Source organism: bacterium Unc6 (assembly GCA_013626165.1).
GTDB classification, from domain to species: Bacteria; Omnitrophota; Gorgyraeia; order Velesiimonadales; family Velesiimonadaceae; genus Velesiimonas; species Velesiimonas alkalicola.
On sequence record NDHX01000016.1, the window covers coordinates 1 to 16,513 of the forward strand.

Consider the following 16,513-nt stretch of genomic DNA (forward strand, 5'->3'; position numbering starts at 1 on the left):
ATGTCTTGCCTTTGCTTCCTTCATAATCTCTATGAATGCCTCATAATCCTTGTCCTTGTGAAAAACTTCCTGCTTTCCGTTACCCCTGTTGGTAATGTGATATATAAATCTATCAGCTAATCCTCTAACAACTCTCGGCATTGCTTATGTCTATCCTTTACATTAAAAAAGTAGCCTGTCCCCTTTTCTCCTTTTTTTCTTCTATTTTCTTTGAACATAACCATGGCATTCCTCCATTTTAGATAACTAATACAAACGCATTAAATGTCTTTACCTTGTCATTGCGAGGGCTTTAGCCCGTGGCAATCTCACCATACAAGTCTTTCCATCCTGGATTCATGCCTTCAATTAACTGAATCTTGTTTTTCCTCGGGCCTGCTTTTATCTGTTTTTCTCTTGTGATGGCATTTTCCGGATCGTCAAATACTGCGTAATAAACCAATTTATCGATATTGTACTTCTTCGTAAATCCCTCTGCAATCTTTTGTTTATGCTCATATACCCTTTTTATCAAATCTCCTGTAATACCCGTATACAAAACCGTATTTCTTTTATTAGTCATTATGTATACGTAATATTGCTTGCTCACGGGATTGCTTCGGCTCCGCCTCGCAATGACATTTTACTTATTGCGTTTGTATTATTTTCTTGCTTTTAAAAAGGCTAAATCAGCCTCGACCATCATCTTAACTAATTCCTCGAATTTTACCTTTGGCTTCCAACCAAACTTTTTTCTTGCTTTACTGAAATCACCTCTGAGTAAATAAACTTCAGAGGGTCGATAAAAAGTTTTATCAATAATCACATGGTTTTGCCACTTAAGACCAACACAATTAAATGCTAATTTCACAAATTCCTTCACCGAATACGTTTCACCAGTAGCGATTACGTAGTCATCAGGGTCATTTTGCTGAAGCATAAGCCACATTGCCTTTACATAATCTCCGGCAAAACCCCAATCTCTTTTTGCTTTTAAATTCCCCAATCTTAATTCTTTAGCCAATCCCATTTTAATTCTCGCAGCCGCATTGGCTATCTTTCTAGTTACAAATTCAAAACCGCGACGTGGTGATTCGTGGTTAAAAAGAATTCCGTTACAAGCAAAAATGCCGTAGGCTTCGCGGTAATTGCGCGTTAAATCAAATCCGGCTACCTTTGATATTCCATAAGGAGAACGGGGGTGGAAGGGTGTGTTTTCATTCTGAGGAGTTTCTTTGACATGGCCGAACTGCTCACTACTTGCCGCAAAATAAAACCGACATTTGGGAGCTTTTTCTTTAACCGCTGACAGCACAAAATGCGTTCCATTAATATTAGTACTAATCGTAGAAAATTCATCTTCAAAAGAATAACTCACAAAACTCTGAGCGGCTAAATGATAACATTCATCAGGTTTTGTCTCTTCCACTATTTTGAATATACTTGCATAGCTCTCCATAGACCCGGGATGCAGGACAATTTTATCTAAAAGATGCCTTATGCGCCACAATCTATGCTCGGAGTCTTCAAGAGCTACTCTCCTGACAATGCCATGCACTTCGTATCCTTTTGATAATAAAAATTCAGCCAGATATGAACCGTCTTGACCTGTAATGCCTGTAATTAAAGCTTTTTTCATAAGCACTCCTTTTAGGCTACTTTTCATACCTCTTGCTCCTTTCTTGGCCTACCCTTTGGGTTCAAAGTTGATTCCAATTAGTGACTTTAAGCATCTTCTCCCCGCTTTTTATTCTGCTTGCAATGCTAAAATCTTTGCCCTACATTTACCTGAAAAACTTTTTTAGTTCTTCTCGAAATAACTCCAAGCGTGGCAATTCTTCTTTATCCCTCTGTCGCCCGGATCGTTTTTTACTTTCTATAATGTCATCAATTGAAGCACAAGGGAAGAAATCTTCAACAAGTTTGCTCCTGTTCTTTGCAGTATCATATGATTCTATCCCATCCGGTGCAAAAACTATATCTAAGGGGAATGGTCCGCCTCTTATTTGAATAAAATCTTTTCCGGCAAGGATTGCATCTTCTAAATTTTTATCCAGAGCAAATCCCAATTCTTTCAATGCCTTGAGAACATTCTCACAGTTAGTTTTATCTTTTTTCGGGAAAATATCTATATCCTGGGTTGTACCAGGGTAACCGTAAAGGATTGCTCCAAATTTTCCAATGAATAAATATTCTACATTAAATTTTCTAAGAGTCTCAACTATCTTTTTTACTTTTTCAATCATTTTACCCGATAATATCCTAAGTATTTAGGTAATGCAGTATCTAACCACTGACGATAGTCTTCCATTTTGTCAAATATTCGATAAGGTAAATTATCAATAATTGGAAGTTTAATTTGGAGTAAACCAAATTCTATCCTTTCTTCAACAGTCCTTGATAATCCATCAAGAAAATCAAGTCTAAGATGTTCCTCCTCAGTAGTTTTGCCTATTTGGTACATAATTTTCTGCATTGTATTATCTTCCTGTGTCCTTCTTTTTAACCCATATTTTGCATTAGAAATGCAAAATATGGGTTAAATAAGTCATGAACCCTGAGTGAACCCTGAATTATTTCTGTAAAAAAACATAATAAGAATATTTTCCTCCGCTTTTTCTTCCCTTTCTTTCTATTAACCTTTTGCTTAACAAATAATTCAAATCCCTCTGAGCGGTCGCCTTTGACACACCCGTCAATTCAATCCGTTACCCCTGTTGGTAATGTGATATATAAATCTATCAGCTAATCCTCTAGCAACTCTCGGCATTGCTTATGTCCATTCTTTACATTGAAAAAGTAGCCTGTCCCCTTTTCTCCCTCGTATATCCTGAATTCCTTCAGTATGCGCCTTATAAGATTACAATGGTCATCAGCGTCGTATATTAAAAAATTATTATTATAGCCGAGCGCCTTTATCTCTTTTCTGAGTATCCTGTTGCACTGCGAATGGAATGTGCCTATCCATGAACCGTCCATATCCTTTCCGATAAGCCGGGCTATTCTGCGATTCATCTCATCGGAGGCCCTGTTTATAAAGGTGACAGTAAATATTGAATGCGGAGAAACCTTGTTTGATTTTGTATGATATGCAAACTTATGAGTGATGACCCTTGTCTTGCCGCTGCCGGCGCCGGCAAGCACAAGAAGAGGACTTCCTTCATGGAGCACCGCTTCTTTTTGCTGGGGATTCAGGTCGTTCAATAAAATCTCTTTTGACATTGCGGCTCTTTCTTTAGATTAACAAATACAGACTATGTGTGTCCATAAACGCATCTCATTCAGGCCTGCGACAAATTTGTTGGTATTTTGAAAACCCCTCTTTGGAAAAGAGGGGCGAGGGGAGATTTTAAGGAAAAATTACTACCATAAAATCCCCCTTCATCCCCCTTTACCAAAGGGGGAATATTGATAGTTATGTGCCTTTACCAACAAATTTGTCGCACACGCATCTCACTCAACGGTTACACTTTTAGCCAGATTTCTGGGCTGGTCAACATCGCATCCTCTCAGCACTCCTATATGATATGCAAGAAGCTGCAGCGGGATTGCCATCAAAATTGCCGACAGAAAAGAATTAGTCTCAGGCACAGAGATGCAATAATCGGAACGGCTGCATACCTCTTTGTTGCCCTCGTCAGTTACTGCTATAATCCTGCCCCCCCTGCTTCTTACTTCTTCTATATTAGATAGAACTTTCTCATAAAGTCTACCCCTTGGCACTAAAAATACAGATGGAAGAACCTCGTCAACAAGCGCTATCGGGCCATGTTTCATTTCTCCAGCTGGATACCCCTCAGCATGAATGTAAGATATTTCCTTGAGTTTAAGCGCGCCTTCAAGCGCAATGGGATAATTTATCCCCCTCCCCATATACAGAAAATCATCAGCCTTAAACAGTTCCTTTGCTACGCGTTCAATTACATTATCCGCTGCAAGAATTTTCTCAACCAGCCCCGGCAGAAAAAGGAGATCCCTGAGCAATCCCATGGCTGAATCACTGTTTACAGCTCCCTTAAGCCTGCCGAGCCCCACTGCAAAGAGATAAAGCCCTACTATCTGTGTGGTGAATGCCTTTGTTGATGCAACACCTATCTCGGGCCCTGAATGAGTATAGAACACAGCGTCAGCCTCCCTTGATGCAGTGCTGCCCACAACATTGCATATGCTCAGAGTCTTTGCCCCAAGCCTCTTTGCTTCTCTCTGGGCTGCAAGCGTATCTGCTGTTTCTCCTGACTGCGTTATAGCTATTAGAATGCTGTCTTGCCCAATCACAGGGTTCCTGTACCTGAATTCTGATGCTATATCAACCTCTACAGGAACCCTTGCCAATTCCTCTATTATATATTTTCCGACAAGGGCGGCATGCCATGACGTGCCGCACGCAGCAATAAAAATCTTTTGTGCCTTTCTAAGGTCTTCCTCTTTTATGCCAAACTCATCCATATTCACTTGACCGCTTTCAGGGTAAAACCTTCCCCTTAAAGTATCCGCAATCGCCCTTGGCTGTTCATATATCTCTTTTAGCATAAAATGTTTGTAACCGCCTTTTTCAGCCATAGCAGGGCTCCATGAAACAGAAACGACTTCCTTCTGAACAGGCGCACCGTCAAGGGTTGTTACAACCACGCCGTCACCTGTCATTACAACCATTTCTCCATCATCAAGATATATCACATCTCGTGAATAATTGAGGAATGCAGGCACATCTGATGCAAGGAAAAATTCTCCGTCGCCAAGACCGACAACAAGCGGACTGTCCTTTCTTACCCCAACAATTTTGCCGCGTTCTTTTTCATTTATCACTGCAAGCGCATATGCGCCCCTGACCTCCTTAAGCGCTTTTCTGACAGCATCTTCCAGAGGATAATCAGCCGCGTATTTTTCTATCAGATGGCATAGAACCTCTGTGTCGGTCTCTGAGGTAAATTTATACCCTTCATCTATCAGTTTCTTTTTAAGCGGCAGGTAATTTTCTATTATCCCGTTGTGCACAATTATTATCCCGTCTGACTTGTGAGGATGCGCATTTTCTTCTGACGGTTTTCCATGAGTCGCCCATCTTGTGTGTCCTATGGCAGTAGCGCTGAACGGTTTGTCAGAGTCTATAATAGAATACAGGTCTTTAATCTTTCCTGTGCACTTCCTGATTTCAACGCCTTTCTCAGTGAAAAAAGCGACACCCGCAGAATCATAGCCCCTGTATTCCAGGCGCTTGAGCCCTTCAAGTATTATTGAAACCGCATTCTTTTTGCCTGTATAACCTATTATCCCGCACATATCAAGACAGTGAATAGTGAATAGTGAACAGTGAATAGTTTTTACTGACACTGATAACTATAGTAAAGGCATTAAATAAGTTGACATCAAATCCCCCTTACCCCCCTTTACTAAAGGGGGGATGGGGGGATTATGGTAATGTTCTTTTTACCGTTACTATAACACTGACACCTTAACTATTATCTCCTTTCACTTTCATTTTTTTAGAAGGTTATTTAATTCATCGCAAAATTTTTCAAAACAATCTATCTCGCTAAGTTTTTCATATACTTGTTCATTATCCACTTTCACATAATGATGCACAAGTAAGTTTCTGAACTTTGCCATAACCGACATCTTTGCAATAATGTCTTGAGAGAAAAAGCCTGACTCTTCAAGAAGTTCAAAACAATTACCGTAGGCTGTTGGCGCCTTTTTAAAAAGTTTTGCAGTCAGATGATAGCAAATGTCAATGGCTGCCTGTCCTGCTATAATGAAGCAGTATTTAGTATCCCTTACTATGATCGGGGACGCTAAAAAGGTTTGTTTATCAATCTCTTTATATGCATTAAGAGTATCCATTGAGGTTTTTATCTCAGATATATATGCCGCTATCCTGTCCTTATCTATCATGCGGTTACGATGTCCTCTAATACATATCTGCTTGAAATGGCATGGTCATGATAAAGCGACCATGTTTTAACGACAAAATCTGTCCATAATGTCTCTTTTTTATTAAACAACAAAATGCCTTGTGTAACACGAAAGGCTAAAGGCAGCGGAGCGTCATTCAAAACAACCGCGTCAACCGGATAATCTTTTAATAACCCTTCCATCTCTAACGAAAGATTCATACTGTAATCTAAAGAATATTTTTTAGAAAACCAATCATCTGTGATATAAACCCCGATGTCTATATCCCTGAAAAACTGCGCATTTTCATCCGCAAATGAGCCAAAGATATAGGCAAAAAGAACTTCGTCATGGGTTTCAAGAGCATCTCTAATAACAGAAATTATTTTCTGTTTTTCATCTGGTGTAATTGTATATGTCTTAAAATCGGTCATTTTTTTATTTCTTCCTTTTGTCTTTTACCCATCCCTCTATATTCTTTTGCTCTGTCCGGATAAAATCTTTTGTTCTTCTGTAAGTATCGCCAAGATTTAGCAAGTATTGGGCAAGTCCGTGATAATTGCCATATCTTTCAGCAATCTCTATTGCCTTTTTAAGATACGATATTGCCTTTTGATAATCGCCTGCTTTTTTGTAATTAAAGCAATTAACAACCTCCTGCTGTGCAAATGATATGCCTACAAAGGCAAAGACAAAGAAAAGGCTTAAAAATAGTCGTTTCACTTTAACCCCTCCGTTACTTTTTACCTGGCTTTTTCTAACAAATCAAAAAACCGCTCTCTTGTCATGTTAGCGGTAGTCATGTTTGTGCGAATATGTGTAACTGGAACAAGTCTTGGACTTGTTTTTATAACAAGCGGTCTCTTTATTCCAGCCTTTGTCATTATAATGTGGTCGCCTTTCTTCCTCTTAATAACAAATCCGTCAAGTTCAAAAATCCTTATCAGAGTTTCATAATGAAGTGGAACAATTTTTCTTTCGCTCATTATATTGCAAGTGCAAGTTCTTCTTCCGCAACTGGTTTTCTCAAAATCCACAAGTCATTTACTTTTGTAAAACCTGACTCCTCTAATGTTTCTTCTAATGTTCCCATCAGTTCACATTCTTCAATAAAAGCCTCTACTGCTTCTTTAATGGAGACTTTTGCCTCATCAATTGTCTCTCCGAAACTAGAGATATTCAGTTCAGGCGATAATGCTGCATAAACATCACCTTCTTTAAATATTTCTATTTTTAGGGAAATTTTCATATAAAGTCACCTCCGCATACGAAATTCTAAATTTTCTCCTTTCACTTTTAACTTTCTGTCCTTAACTTTGAACTTTGTCCCGAATAAATCGGGATGAACTTTGAATTTTTTTCGTGCCCATCCCTCTATATTCCTCTGCTCTGCCCTGCTGACTGAAAGCGACATTGGAGGAACGCACTTGGTAATGGTAGAGCCTGCGCCTATGTATGCGCCTTTCCCCACTTTTACAGGCGCAACAAGCTGAGTGTCGCTGCCTATAAAAGCGCCGTCTTCAAGATTTAAAGCCTTTGGAAGCCTTTCCCACTTTTTGGGCGTCTGAAGATTTTCCGAGGGGTCTTCTTTAATAATCTTTTCTATGAGCATATATCTGCAAATGCCGCGTATGGAAGATATGAACCTGCAAATACTGGTAGTTGAATATCCTTTGTCCTTCACATCATTCAGGAAATCTAAAATATCGGCTTTTGAGAAGGAGTCAAGCCCTTTGTTTTTTGAAGTCAGAGGCTTTTGAAACAGCCCGATGTCCCTTGAATACGCTTCAACCGTGTTTTGAGACAGCCCTCTTTCCACTGACAGGTAGATAAGGAAGTCTTTTAATATCTTCACAGGTACCGACCCTCCGATTTACCCCGTTAGAAAAGCGAAGTTCTTCTAACGGGGTTTACCTCTCAGGCATTATGCTTAAATATCTAAATATTTTTCAATCTCCCACGCTGTAACCTGCGTCTTGAATTCATTCCATTCCTTTGTTTTTATATTGATATACCTTTTGTATAAATGTTCCCCTAATACGTCCTGCATCAACTTATTATTCTTCAATTCATTTATTGCTTCATAAAGAGAGGATGGAAGAGTATCTATATTTTTTGACGCCAGTTTCTCCTCATCAAACTTATATAAATCTTCCTCAACAGGCTCTGATAATTTCAGACCCTTCCTAATCCCGTCAAGTCCTGTTGCCAGCATCGCAGCAAATGCCAGATATGGATTACATGCAGGGTCAGGACATCTTAGCTCAATTCGTGCCGAATTAGGTTTATCCTCAAACCAGTGAGGAACTCTGATAAGTGAAGACCTGTTTATCCTTGCCCATGAAATGTACACCGGGGCTTCAAATCCTGTTACAAGTCTTTTATACGAATTGACTGTTGGGCATAAGACCGCTGTCATGCCCTTGATGTGATTCAATTGCCCTGCAATAAAATTATATGCTGTCTTTGAAAGTTTATACTTATCTTTTAGGTCATAAAATGCATTTTTCTTTGTCCTTATATTGAAAAGACTCTGATGAACATGCATGCCTGAACCAGCCATTCCCATAATCGGCTTCGGCATAAAAGATGCTCTTAATCCATGTTTCTGGGCAATAGCCTTAACTGTGACTCTTAATGTGAGCAGTCTATCAGCTGTAGTAAGGGCATCTCCGTATCTGAAGTCTACTTCATATTGCCCGGGCGCTACCTCGTGATGACAGGTTTCAACATCTATACCAAACGTCTCAAGGGCAGCAGTTATCTCCCTCATTATGGTATGGGACTCGTCAGTGGCAAGATCAAAATATCCGTTGCTGTCCAGGGGCAATAGTTTTTCATGCCCGTTCCTGAAAAGGAAAAACTCAAGTTCAGGCCCCACATTATATTCAAATCCCTTAGCAACTGCCATTTTTAGAGTCTTTTTTAAGATAAATCTGGGATCCCCTTCAAACGGACTGCCGTCAGGCATGTAAATATCGCATATAAGCCGGGCAGTATTCCCTTCGGGAGAACTCAACCATGGAATAACCGCATAAGTGTCAGGGTCTGGCTTTAGATAAAGGTCGCTCTCATGAATTCTTGCAAATCCCTCAACAGAAGAGCCGTCAAACCACGCGCCGTATTTCATAATATCAGGCAGGCTCTGCACAGGCGCAGTAACTTCCTTCAGACAACCGAGCATATCAGTGAATTGAAGATTTATAAAAATCACCCTATCCTTCTTTGCCTTTTCCAAAACCTTTATCGTTTTCATCAGCTTATCGCTCCCTCCCCTCTCCGTCCTGTCCTTATCCTAACAGCATTATCAACATTTATCACGAAAATTTTACCTAAAATAGACTGTAAGAGAAGGTTCGTTGGATATAGTTTTTGTGCGTGCCATGCCAGTAGATGCCTGGAATTCTCACTACCTGAGGCTTATGGGGGCTTGATATGACCTCGACAATCTTTCCTCTGGTATCAGAGAGGCGAATCTTCCCTATCATCATAGGCAGAGATTTTCATTGCGCCCTGAAGCAATAGTTACATTTTCAAAAACTGTCTTCTCATGAGCCGTATATTCTTTTACGGTCTCAACAAGGTTAGGGAATTAAATCAACCTTCTCTTTAACTGGACAGCTATCTGATGCCAGGCATTATCAGCCCTGTTTTTAAGTACAACAATCTTGTTAAATATTAAAACCAAAAACAGAATAAACACTGCTAAAACAATTACCAAAACCAATATTCCACTTATACATACCTCCTCGCAATTTTTCTCACCCACTTTTTATTTGTATGTATTCTTTATCTAAATATTGAGTTTTTGAATTGACTTATATTCTATCTACAAATAAAAAACTTGTCAATAAAAATGAACACATCCCCCAAACTTGACAAATATACCGAATAGAAGGTATAATCGTGGCATAAAAAAAACAAAAGGCATCCTAGACTGCAATTTTTAATTCCGCAAGATAATAATATGGACATGCAGAGATGACTCGGAAAGAACCAATATAATAAATGGTATCATATTTTCTAAGCCAGAAATTGATAATTATTTTAAAGAATATAACAAACAAAATGACTAATAAATCTTTTTAGAAACAGCGTAGACGGCATTATTGATGAAATTTGTTGTTAAACTTAAAAGCCCGCCACACAACCCCATTTCTACTATGCCCAAATTCATTGGCTTGACAGCAATGTTTTCTATTTATATAATAAGTCACTCTTTTAGGGCAGGTGGCCGAGTGGTCAATGGCAGCAGACTGTAAATCTGCCGGCGAAGCCTACGGAGGTTCAAATCCTTCCCTGCCCACCAATAATAAATACAAATAATCTTCTGTCTTTCTTGCGGGTGTAGCTCAATGGTAGAGCCCCAGCCTTCCAAGCTGGTTGCGTGGGTCCGATTCCCATCACCCGCTCCATAAAAGCCGTTGTTCGTATATCGTAGTCAGTGGTCCGTTTTTCTTTACGGTATACGGGCAACGGGTTACAGAATACGGTTCTAGGATTGAGGCCAAATGCTTTCAAAAACATATACATCAGCGGTTGTTGGTATAGATGCATATTTCGTTAACATTGAGGTAGATGTATCAAGGGGACTTCCCGCAATTGTTATAGTCGGACTTCCGGACCAGTCTGTGAAAGAAGCAAAAGAAAGGGTTGCCTCTGCAATTAAAAATTCAGGTTTTGAATATCCTCCTAAAAAAATAACAGTAAATCTTGGGCCTGCCGGAGTAAAAAAAGAAGGGCCCAGTTTTGATCTTCCTATCGCACTCGGTATTCTGGCGGGATTAGAGCAGATAGAAAAGAAAAAACTTTGTGAATATATTTTTATAGGTGAACTTGGACTTGATGGTTCTGTTCGACCCGTAAGAGGAGCACTTCCCATAGCACTTTTATTAAAAAAACAAAGGTTTAAAGGACTTATATTGCCTAAGGCAAATGCAGTTGAGGCCTCGTTTGTGGACGGAACTTCGGTTTACCCTGCAGAAAACTTAAGACAGGTTGTAAGTTTTATCAATGGGGAAATAGAAATTGAGTCTTGTAAAAATAGTATGAGCAATATATTGTTATCCTCTTCTTTTCAGTATGATGTTGATTTCTGTGAAATAAAAGGGCAGTACCAGGCAAAAAGAGCAATAGAGATTGCAGCAGCAGGCGGGCATAATATACTTCTTATAGGACCGCCTGGAACAGGCAAAACCATGCTTGCAAGAAGGCTTCCCACAATCCTTCCTGATATGGCGTTAGAGGAAATATTACAGACAAGTAAAATACATTCTGTTGCAGGCTTGCTATCTGACGGAAATAACCTTGTTACAAGAAGACCTTTCCGGTCTCCACATCATACAATATCAGACGCAGGACTTGTCGGCGGTGGAACATTTCCAAAACCCGGCGAGGTAAGTCTTGCACACAATGGTGTTCTTTTTTTAGATGAACTTCCGGAGTTCGGAAGAAATGTTCTTGAGGTTTTAAGACAGCCGCTTGAGGATGAAGAGGTTATAATATCAAGAGCTGTTCGCTCTCTTAAATTCCCTGCAAGATTTATGCTTGTCTGTGCTATGAACCCCTGCCCTTGCGGTTACTACACGGATACAAGAAGACAGTGTCATTGCACACCTAATCAGATACGGAAATACAGGTCAAAAATATCAGGACCTCTGCTGGATAGGATAGATATGCACATTGATGTGCCATCTATAAAATACCAGGAACTTTCCTCAGACAGACAGGAAGAAAACTCATCCTTCATAAGAGAAAGGGTAAATCAAGCCAGGAAAACACAACATCAGAGATTTGAAAACGAATCAATACACTGTAATGCACAGATGCGTCCAAAACATTTAAAAAAATATGTTCAGGTTGATGAACAGTGTAAGGCACTGTTAAAAAGTGCTATACAAGAGCTGGGAATTTCTGCAAGGGCATATGACAGAATATTGAAGGTTTCAAGAACCATTGCCGATATTGAAGAAAGTTTAACAATTCAACCCTCACACATAGGTGAAGCAATACAATACAGAAGTTTAGACAGGGAATATGTAATATAAAAATGAGAATACTTGGGATAGATTCAGGAGAAAAAAGAATAGGGGTTGCAATATCAGACCCTCTTGGTATAACTGCGCAGGGACTTGAAACCATACAACGGATAAGCAAAGAAGAGGATATAAAAAAAATAACAGAACTCATAGAAAGATATAAGGTAGAAAAAATAATAATGGGGCTTCCCATTCATATGGATGGAACACAGGGGAAACAGGCAAAGCAGGCTAAAAAATTTGCAAACCTTATTAAAAAACAGGTACAGATACCAATTGAGTTTTGGGATGAAAGACTTTCAACGGTTCAAGCACAAAAATCTTTTTTACAGGCAAATGTTCATTGGAAAAAAGCAAAACATTCAGTAGATAGAATTTCTGCACAGATAATACTTCAGGGTTATCTGGATTCTTTGAGATTTTGAAAATCTCAGGTAAATGTTGTAAAACAAAAACGGCTCACCTAAAATTAAGAGGGAGCCATTTTTGCCATTCACAAATCTTATGCTATTTTATATTTTATTTTAAAACAGCAAGAATATCATCAGCGTCCATAATAAGATATTCTTCGTTATCTATTTTTACCTCACTTCCGCTGTATTTTCCGAACAGTATCTTATTGCCAGGTCTTACATCTAGTGCAACTACTTTTCCGTCTGAGAGCACCTTTCCACTTCCAACCGCAATTACTTTTCCTTCCTGAGGTTTTTCTTTTGCAGTGTCAGGAAGAAAGATTCCGCCTTTTGATTTATCCTCAGACTCTAACACTTTTATAATCACTTTATCCCTTAAAGGTTTTAAATTCATTTCCACCTCCATCGTTTAAGGTAACAGGAAACTGGCAACTGGAAAACCGGTCTCTTAAGAGCATCAGTGCACCTGTTACCAGTTACCTGTTATCAGTCACCTTGTTTTTAATACATATCTGATCCGCCGCCATAACCTCCGCCATGTGGACCGGCTGGCATAGGAGGTGTTTTTTCTTTTTCGGGTATCTCTGTAATCAGAGCCTCTGTTGTAAGTAATAACGCTGCTACAGAAGATGCGTTTTGAAGTGCAACCCTTGTAACTTTTGTTGGGTCTATGACACCGGCGTCTATCATATCTACTAGTTTGTCCTGTACTACATCATAACCAACATTTGTCTTTTCTGACCTTACTTTTTCTACAATTACCGCTCCTTCAAGCCCTGCATTTTCTACTATCTTTCGTATCGGCTCTTCAAGGGCCCTTTTTACGATAGATACGCCTATGGACTCATCATCTTCAAGTGAAAGTTTGTTAAGTGCATTTAAACAACGAAGAAATGCAACTCCACCGCCCGGGACAATTCCTTCTTCTACCGCTGCACGGGTTGCATGAAGAGCATCTTCAACCCTTGCTTTTTTCTCTTTCATCTCTGTTTCTGTTGCAGCACCCACCTTGACCACAGCAACACCGCCTGCAAGTTTTGCAAGTCTTTCTTGAAGTTTTTCTTTGTCATAGTCAGAGTCTGTATCATCTATCTGTTTTTTTATCTGTGAAATTCTTGCATTTATGTCTGCTGTTTTCCCGGCACCTTCTACTATTGTTGTGTTCTCTTTGTCAATAACTACCTTCTTTGCTCTTCCAAGGTCTTCAAGAGTAATGTTTTCAAGTTTTATACCAAGGTCTTCCGTGATTGCCTTTCCTCTTGTAAGGATTGAAATGTCTTCAAGCATAGCCTTTCTTCTATCACCATAGCCTGGGGCTTTTACAGTGCAACAGGAAAGTGTGCCACGGATTCTGTTGACAACAAGTGTTGCCAGCGCCTCGCCCTCAACCTCTTCTGCGATAACAAGAACTGGTTTTCCTGTTTTTGCAATTTTTTCAAGAAGTGGGAGCAAATCTTTCATAGAGGATATTTTTTTTTCGTGTATTAAGATATACGGTTCTTCAAGAACACACTCCATTTTATCCGCATTCGTAACAAAATACGGAGAGAGATACCCCTGGTCAAACTGCATACCCTCCACTATTTCCAATGTTGTCTCCATTGCTTTTGCTTCTTCTACTGTAATAACACCATCCTTGCCAACCTTATCCATTGCCTCTGCTATAAGGTCTCCTATTTTCTGGTCATAGTTTGACGAGACTGTTGCAACCTGTGAAATCTCTTTTTTATCTTTTATTGGTTTTGAAAGCTTTTTCAACTGTTCTACAACCTCTTCTACTGCTTTTTCAATGCCTCTTCTAAGTGCCATCGGATTTGCGCCAGCAGTAACATTCTTTAAACCTTCTTTATATATCGCCTGGGCAAGAACTGTCGCCGTTGTTGTCCCATCACCTGCTGCATCAGAGGTTTTGCTTGCAACCTCTTTTACCATTTCAGCCCCCATGTTCTCAAATGGATCTTCAAGTTCTATTTCTTTTGCAACTGTGACACCGTCTTTTGTGATTGTTGGTGAACCAAACTTTTTGTCCAGTACAACATTTCTCCCCTTTGGACCAAGGGTTATATTTACTGCACCTGCAAGCTTGTCTATCCCTCTCTGGATGGCACGCCTTGCATCCTCAGCATATGCAATCTGTTTTGCTGCCATTTTCTCTCCTCCTTTTATTTTGTTATTATCGCCAGCACATCATCCTCTTTAAGGATTAGCACATCCTCATTGTCAACCTTTATCTCTGTTCCTGAAAACCTGCTGAAAAGAACCTTATCTCCTACCTTAACATCTATGGGTCGGACCTCTCCCTTATCTGTTAATCTTCCCGGACCTATTGCTACAACCTTTCCCTGTTGAGGTTTTTCCTTTGCAGTATCAGGAAGGACAAGTCCTCCCTTTGTCTCATCTTCTGCCTCTAAAACCTTTACAACAATACGGTCTGCCAATGGTTTTATTGTCACCTTCTCACCTCCTTTTTATTTGATCTGTCATTCTGATATTGAGGGTCTCTGAAGGGCCCACTGCATTGGATATAGTAAGCCTCTAAAGACTCCCACTGTGTTAGACTTTCGAATTTTCTGCATAACTTAAAACCCTGCCCCCCTTACAACACACCCCACTACTAATTATTAGCAGTTAAGGCTATCAACTGCTAAATATTCTATCTTTTATTCCACTCATATACAAATGTCAAAAAACACCATTTTAAGGTTTTTAAAGCAGTATTGAGGAATTTTGGAGGGTATAGCCACAATAATATCTTAAAATCTTGCTTTTTCTAATAATTTCTTAACAGAATAAAAAATTCCAATCAGTGTAATGTTTTTTATCCTCTTTTCGTTTTTTAAAAACCCCTTTGGAACAAGGCCTGCATCACCGCCTGATATAATAACAGGTGAATGTTTTCCAATCTTTTTTCTTTGCTTTGAAACTACGCAGGACATCCCGGAAAGAACAGAAAAAAATATGCCCGAAGATACGCATTTTACTGTTGACCTTCCGATGGGTTCAATCTTTTTTGTAAAATTTACTTTCCCAATTCCGGATGTCCATTCTTCAAGACTTTTTTTCATAATCTCAAATCCTGGCATTATAACACCGCCTAAGTATATACCTTTATTATTCACCGCATCTATTGTTATTGCAGTACCTAAATTTATTGTAATAACACTTTTTTGAAACATACACCATGCCGCATAAGAAGAAGAAAGCCTGTCTATGCCTACCTTGCCTTTTTCATAAAAACTTTTCATAGGAATATCAGCATTTTTTCCAAACCAGAAAAGATTATGTTTTTTACAAAATATATTTAGTTTTGGAAACAGATTTTTTGCCAGATCAGGAACAACACTCACAAGCCCGATGTTCACCCCGCATCTTGCGTTGAAAGACGGGGTGCGAAGGAAGGGGTTTAATATTAAAGATGGGGCTTTTCTTAAATCAGATGTCAGTATTTCACCTGATATTGTTTGTTTTGAACTTTTAAACACCGCCCAGTGTGTATGTGTATTGCCGATGTCAACAGCAAATATCTGTTTTTCCATATACCCTCGCCTCCGCAAAGCACCTCGCAAACCCTTGCGGGGTAAGGACCTGATTTTCTATATTAAACTACATTCAGTTTTTGGCTATTGTTCTTTGAAATCTTTTCTTATCTAAAAAATGGCTAAAACCCAGTTGTTGGATGACTTTTAAGTCATTAGGTTCTGGATTGATAATCTTTTCTCTAACCAGGTTAAACTTTTCATCTTTAAACCTGATGAGCCGACAATCTTTAAAAGGTCGGTAAAGTTTTTTAGAATTAAGGAACTCCGTTTTCTCATGTTTACTTCTCATTCGGGCTAAATAGAGATTGAGAAAGTAGGTTAAAACACAGACAGTATACACCGCTTTTACATGTTCATCAAGATTTACCCAGAAAGGCCGAATCTTTAAAAAAGACTTTAAGTGTTTGAAAGCATCTTCAATCTTTCTTTTATTCCTATAGCCATAGATAATCTTTTCTGAAGGAAAGAGAAATTGATTATTCTTCTTCTCAGTATGACTGGCAACAAAGCAACAGACACCATCAAGGTGTAATCTCAGTAAACCACATATTACTTTTTCAAAAGACCATTTTATTTTAACTCTCCTTTCTTAAACTGTCAAACAATTTTCCTTGCCTCTTTACCTGCCTGCTAACAGAATAGATTTTAGACT

The 16,513-nt window shown here is 39.2% G+C and carries 22 protein-coding genes and 2 tRNA genes; 4 read left to right on the forward strand and 20 right to left on the reverse strand.

The window, feature by feature from the left end; translation table 11 throughout:
- The 15 genes from B9J78_06395 to B9J78_06465 form a co-directional block, all read right to left on the reverse strand.
- The coding region (locus B9J78_06395) for a transposase (protein ID MBA2124541.1) at positions 1 to 141 on the reverse strand (141 nt) is incomplete at its 3' end.
- Between the two features lie 151 nt (positions 142 to 292).
- Positions 293 to 589, reverse strand: coding sequence for an excinuclease ABC subunit C (locus tag B9J78_06400; GenBank protein ID MBA2124542.1), 297 nt, complete (start codon positions 587 to 589; stop codon positions 293 to 295).
- Positions 590 to 640: 51 nt separating this feature from the next.
- Entirely contained in the window at positions 641 to 1,618 is a 978-nt protein-coding gene (locus B9J78_06405; GenBank protein MBA2124543.1) for a GDP-mannose 4,6-dehydratase, read from the reverse strand.
- A 145-nt stretch (positions 1,619 to 1,763) separates the two neighbouring features.
- Complete coding sequence (locus tag B9J78_06410; GenBank protein MBA2124544.1) at positions 1,764 to 2,225, reverse strand: hypothetical protein; 462 nt, start codon at positions 2,223 to 2,225, stop codon at positions 1,764 to 1,766.
- Positions 2,222 to 2,455 (reverse strand): hypothetical protein, encoded by a 234-nt coding sequence (locus B9J78_06415; protein ID MBA2124545.1) that lies wholly within the window; start codon positions 2,453 to 2,455, stop codon positions 2,222 to 2,224. Before B9J78_06415 ends, B9J78_06410 begins: the two co-directional genes overlap by 4 nt.
- 269 nt (positions 2,456 to 2,724) lie before the next feature.
- Positions 2,725 to 3,201, reverse strand: a complete 477-nt coding sequence (locus B9J78_06420; protein ID MBA2124546.1) for a hypothetical protein — start codon at positions 3,199 to 3,201, stop codon at positions 2,725 to 2,727.
- A gap of 231 nt (positions 3,202 to 3,432) precedes the next feature.
- On the reverse strand, positions 3,433 to 5,259 hold the full coding sequence (locus tag B9J78_06425) for a glutamine--fructose-6-phosphate transaminase (isomerizing) (GenBank protein MBA2124547.1): 1,827 nt from the start codon (positions 5,257 to 5,259) through the stop codon (positions 3,433 to 3,435).
- Between the two features lie 195 nt (positions 5,260 to 5,454).
- On the reverse strand, positions 5,455 to 5,871 hold the full coding sequence (locus B9J78_06430) for a hypothetical protein (GenBank protein MBA2124548.1): 417 nt from the start codon (positions 5,869 to 5,871) through the stop codon (positions 5,455 to 5,457).
- Positions 5,868 to 6,305, reverse strand: a complete 438-nt coding sequence (locus tag B9J78_06435; GenBank protein MBA2124549.1) for a hypothetical protein — start codon at positions 6,303 to 6,305, stop codon at positions 5,868 to 5,870. The genes B9J78_06430 and B9J78_06435 overlap by 4 nt, the downstream gene beginning before the upstream one ends.
- Before the next feature lie 4 nt (positions 6,306 to 6,309).
- Positions 6,310 to 6,594 carry a hypothetical protein gene (locus B9J78_06440; GenBank protein MBA2124550.1) on the reverse strand — a complete coding sequence of 95 codons (285 nt, stop codon included), beginning with the start codon at positions 6,592 to 6,594 and terminating at the stop codon, positions 6,310 to 6,312.
- A 20-nt stretch (positions 6,595 to 6,614) separates the two neighbouring features.
- Positions 6,615 to 6,857 carry a hypothetical protein gene (locus B9J78_06445; GenBank protein ID MBA2124551.1) on the reverse strand — a complete coding sequence of 81 codons (243 nt, stop codon included), beginning with the start codon at positions 6,855 to 6,857 and terminating at the stop codon, positions 6,615 to 6,617.
- The gene (locus tag B9J78_06450) at positions 6,857 to 7,120 is read right to left on the reverse strand and encodes a hypothetical protein (protein MBA2124552.1); all 264 of its coding nucleotides are present in this window, start codon (positions 7,118 to 7,120) and stop codon (positions 6,857 to 6,859) included. The genes B9J78_06445 and B9J78_06450 overlap by 1 nt, the downstream gene beginning before the upstream one ends.
- Before the next feature lie 6 nt (positions 7,121 to 7,126).
- Complete coding sequence (locus tag B9J78_06455) at positions 7,127 to 7,483, reverse strand: hypothetical protein (protein MBA2124553.1); 357 nt, start codon at positions 7,481 to 7,483, stop codon at positions 7,127 to 7,129.
- Between the two features lie 318 nt (positions 7,484 to 7,801).
- Positions 7,802 to 9,127, reverse strand: a complete 1,326-nt coding sequence (locus tag B9J78_06460; GenBank protein ID MBA2124554.1) for a glutamine synthetase — start codon at positions 9,125 to 9,127, stop codon at positions 7,802 to 7,804.
- 336 nt (positions 9,128 to 9,463) lie between these two features.
- Positions 9,464 to 9,640: a hypothetical protein gene (locus B9J78_06465; GenBank protein ID MBA2124555.1), complete on the reverse strand. Its 177-nt coding sequence runs from the start codon at positions 9,638 to 9,640 to the stop codon at positions 9,464 to 9,466.
- 455 nt (positions 9,641 to 10,095) lie between these two features.
- On the opposite strand from B9J78_06465, the gene B9J78_06470 reads away from it, so the two are divergent.
- The 4 genes from B9J78_06470 (at position 10,096) to B9J78_06485 (ending at position 12,334) form a co-directional block, all read left to right on the forward strand.
- Positions 10,096 to 10,180 (forward strand) — tRNA-Tyr (locus B9J78_06470).
- A gap of 32 nt (positions 10,181 to 10,212) precedes the next feature.
- A tRNA-Gly gene (locus B9J78_06475) sits at positions 10,213 to 10,286 on the forward strand.
- 96 nt (positions 10,287 to 10,382) lie between these two features.
- Positions 10,383 to 11,918: a hypothetical protein gene (locus B9J78_06480; protein ID MBA2124556.1), complete on the forward strand. Its 1,536-nt coding sequence runs from the start codon at positions 10,383 to 10,385 to the stop codon at positions 11,916 to 11,918.
- A gap of 2 nt (positions 11,919 to 11,920) precedes the next feature.
- The gene (locus B9J78_06485) at positions 11,921 to 12,334 is read left to right on the forward strand and encodes a Holliday junction resolvase RuvX (protein MBA2124557.1); all 414 of its coding nucleotides are present in this window, start codon (positions 11,921 to 11,923) and stop codon (positions 12,332 to 12,334) included.
- 94 nt (positions 12,335 to 12,428) lie between these two features.
- On the opposite strand, the gene B9J78_06490 is transcribed toward B9J78_06485, so the two are convergent.
- The 5 genes from B9J78_06490 to B9J78_06510 form a co-directional block, all read right to left on the reverse strand.
- Entirely contained in the window at positions 12,429 to 12,716 is a 288-nt protein-coding gene (locus B9J78_06490; protein MBA2124558.1) for a co-chaperone GroES, read from the reverse strand.
- 107 nt (positions 12,717 to 12,823) lie between these two features.
- On the reverse strand, positions 12,824 to 14,470 hold the full coding sequence (locus tag B9J78_06495) for a chaperonin GroL (protein ID MBA2124559.1): 1,647 nt from the start codon (positions 14,468 to 14,470) through the stop codon (positions 12,824 to 12,826).
- A gap of 14 nt (positions 14,471 to 14,484) precedes the next feature.
- On the reverse strand, positions 14,485 to 14,775 hold the full coding sequence (locus tag B9J78_06500; GenBank protein ID MBA2124560.1) for a co-chaperone GroES: 291 nt from the start codon (positions 14,773 to 14,775) through the stop codon (positions 14,485 to 14,487).
- Positions 14,776 to 15,075: 300 nt separating this feature from the next.
- The gene (locus tag B9J78_06505) at positions 15,076 to 15,858 is read right to left on the reverse strand and encodes a hypothetical protein (protein ID MBA2124561.1); all 783 of its coding nucleotides are present in this window, start codon (positions 15,856 to 15,858) and stop codon (positions 15,076 to 15,078) included.
- A 73-nt stretch (positions 15,859 to 15,931) separates the two neighbouring features.
- Positions 15,932 to 16,201 carry a hypothetical protein gene (locus B9J78_06510; GenBank protein MBA2124562.1) on the reverse strand — a complete coding sequence of 90 codons (270 nt, stop codon included), beginning with the start codon at positions 16,199 to 16,201 and terminating at the stop codon, positions 15,932 to 15,934.
- Positions 16,202 to 16,513: the final 312 nt, after the last annotated feature.

Bases quoted from the DNA above. Each gene is read 5' to 3' on its own strand.
- B9J78_06405 (MBA2124543.1), bottom strand. From the start codon at position 1,618: ATGAAAAAAGCTTTAATTACAGGCATTACAGGTCAAGACGGTTCATAT.
- B9J78_06410 (MBA2124544.1), bottom strand. From the start codon at position 2,225: ATGATTGAAAAAGTAAAAAAGATAGTTGAGACTCTTAGAAAATTTAAT.
- B9J78_06415 (MBA2124545.1), bottom strand. From the start codon at position 2,455: ATGCAGAAAATTATGTACCAAATAGGCAAAACTACTGAGGAGGAACAT.
- B9J78_06420 (MBA2124546.1), bottom strand. From the start codon at position 3,201: ATGTCAAAAGAGATTTTATTGAACGACCTGAATCCCCAGCAAAAAGAA.
- B9J78_06425 (MBA2124547.1), bottom strand. From the start codon at position 5,259: ATGTGCGGGATAATAGGTTATACAGGCAAAAAGAATGCGGTTTCAATA.
- B9J78_06430 (MBA2124548.1), bottom strand. From the start codon at position 5,871: ATGATAGATAAGGACAGGATAGCGGCATATATATCTGAGATAAAAACC.
- B9J78_06435 (MBA2124549.1), bottom strand. From the start codon at position 6,305: ATGACCGATTTTAAGACATATACAATTACACCAGATGAAAAACAGAAA.
- B9J78_06445 (MBA2124551.1), bottom strand. From the start codon at position 6,857: ATGAGCGAAAGAAAAATTGTTCCACTTCATTATGAAACTCTGATAAGG.
- B9J78_06450 (MBA2124552.1), bottom strand. From the start codon at position 7,120: ATGAAAATTTCCCTAAAAATAGAAATATTTAAAGAAGGTGATGTTTAT.
- B9J78_06455 (MBA2124553.1), bottom strand. From the start codon at position 7,483: ATGCTCATAGAAAAGATTATTAAAGAAGACCCCTCGGAAAATCTTCAG.
- B9J78_06460 (MBA2124554.1), bottom strand. From the start codon at position 9,127: ATGAAAACGATAAAGGTTTTGGAAAAGGCAAAGAAGGATAGGGTGATT.
- B9J78_06480 (MBA2124556.1), top strand. From the start codon at position 10,383: ATGCTTTCAAAAACATATACATCAGCGGTTGTTGGTATAGATGCATAT.
- B9J78_06485 (MBA2124557.1), top strand. From the start codon at position 11,921: ATGAGAATACTTGGGATAGATTCAGGAGAAAAAAGAATAGGGGTTGCA.
- B9J78_06490 (MBA2124558.1), bottom strand. From the start codon at position 12,716: ATGAATTTAAAACCTTTAAGGGATAAAGTGATTATAAAAGTGTTAGAG.
- B9J78_06495 (MBA2124559.1), bottom strand. From the start codon at position 14,470: ATGGCAGCAAAACAGATTGCATATGCTGAGGATGCAAGGCGTGCCATC.
- B9J78_06505 (MBA2124561.1), bottom strand. From the start codon at position 15,858: ATGGAAAAACAGATATTTGCTGTTGACATCGGCAATACACATACACAC.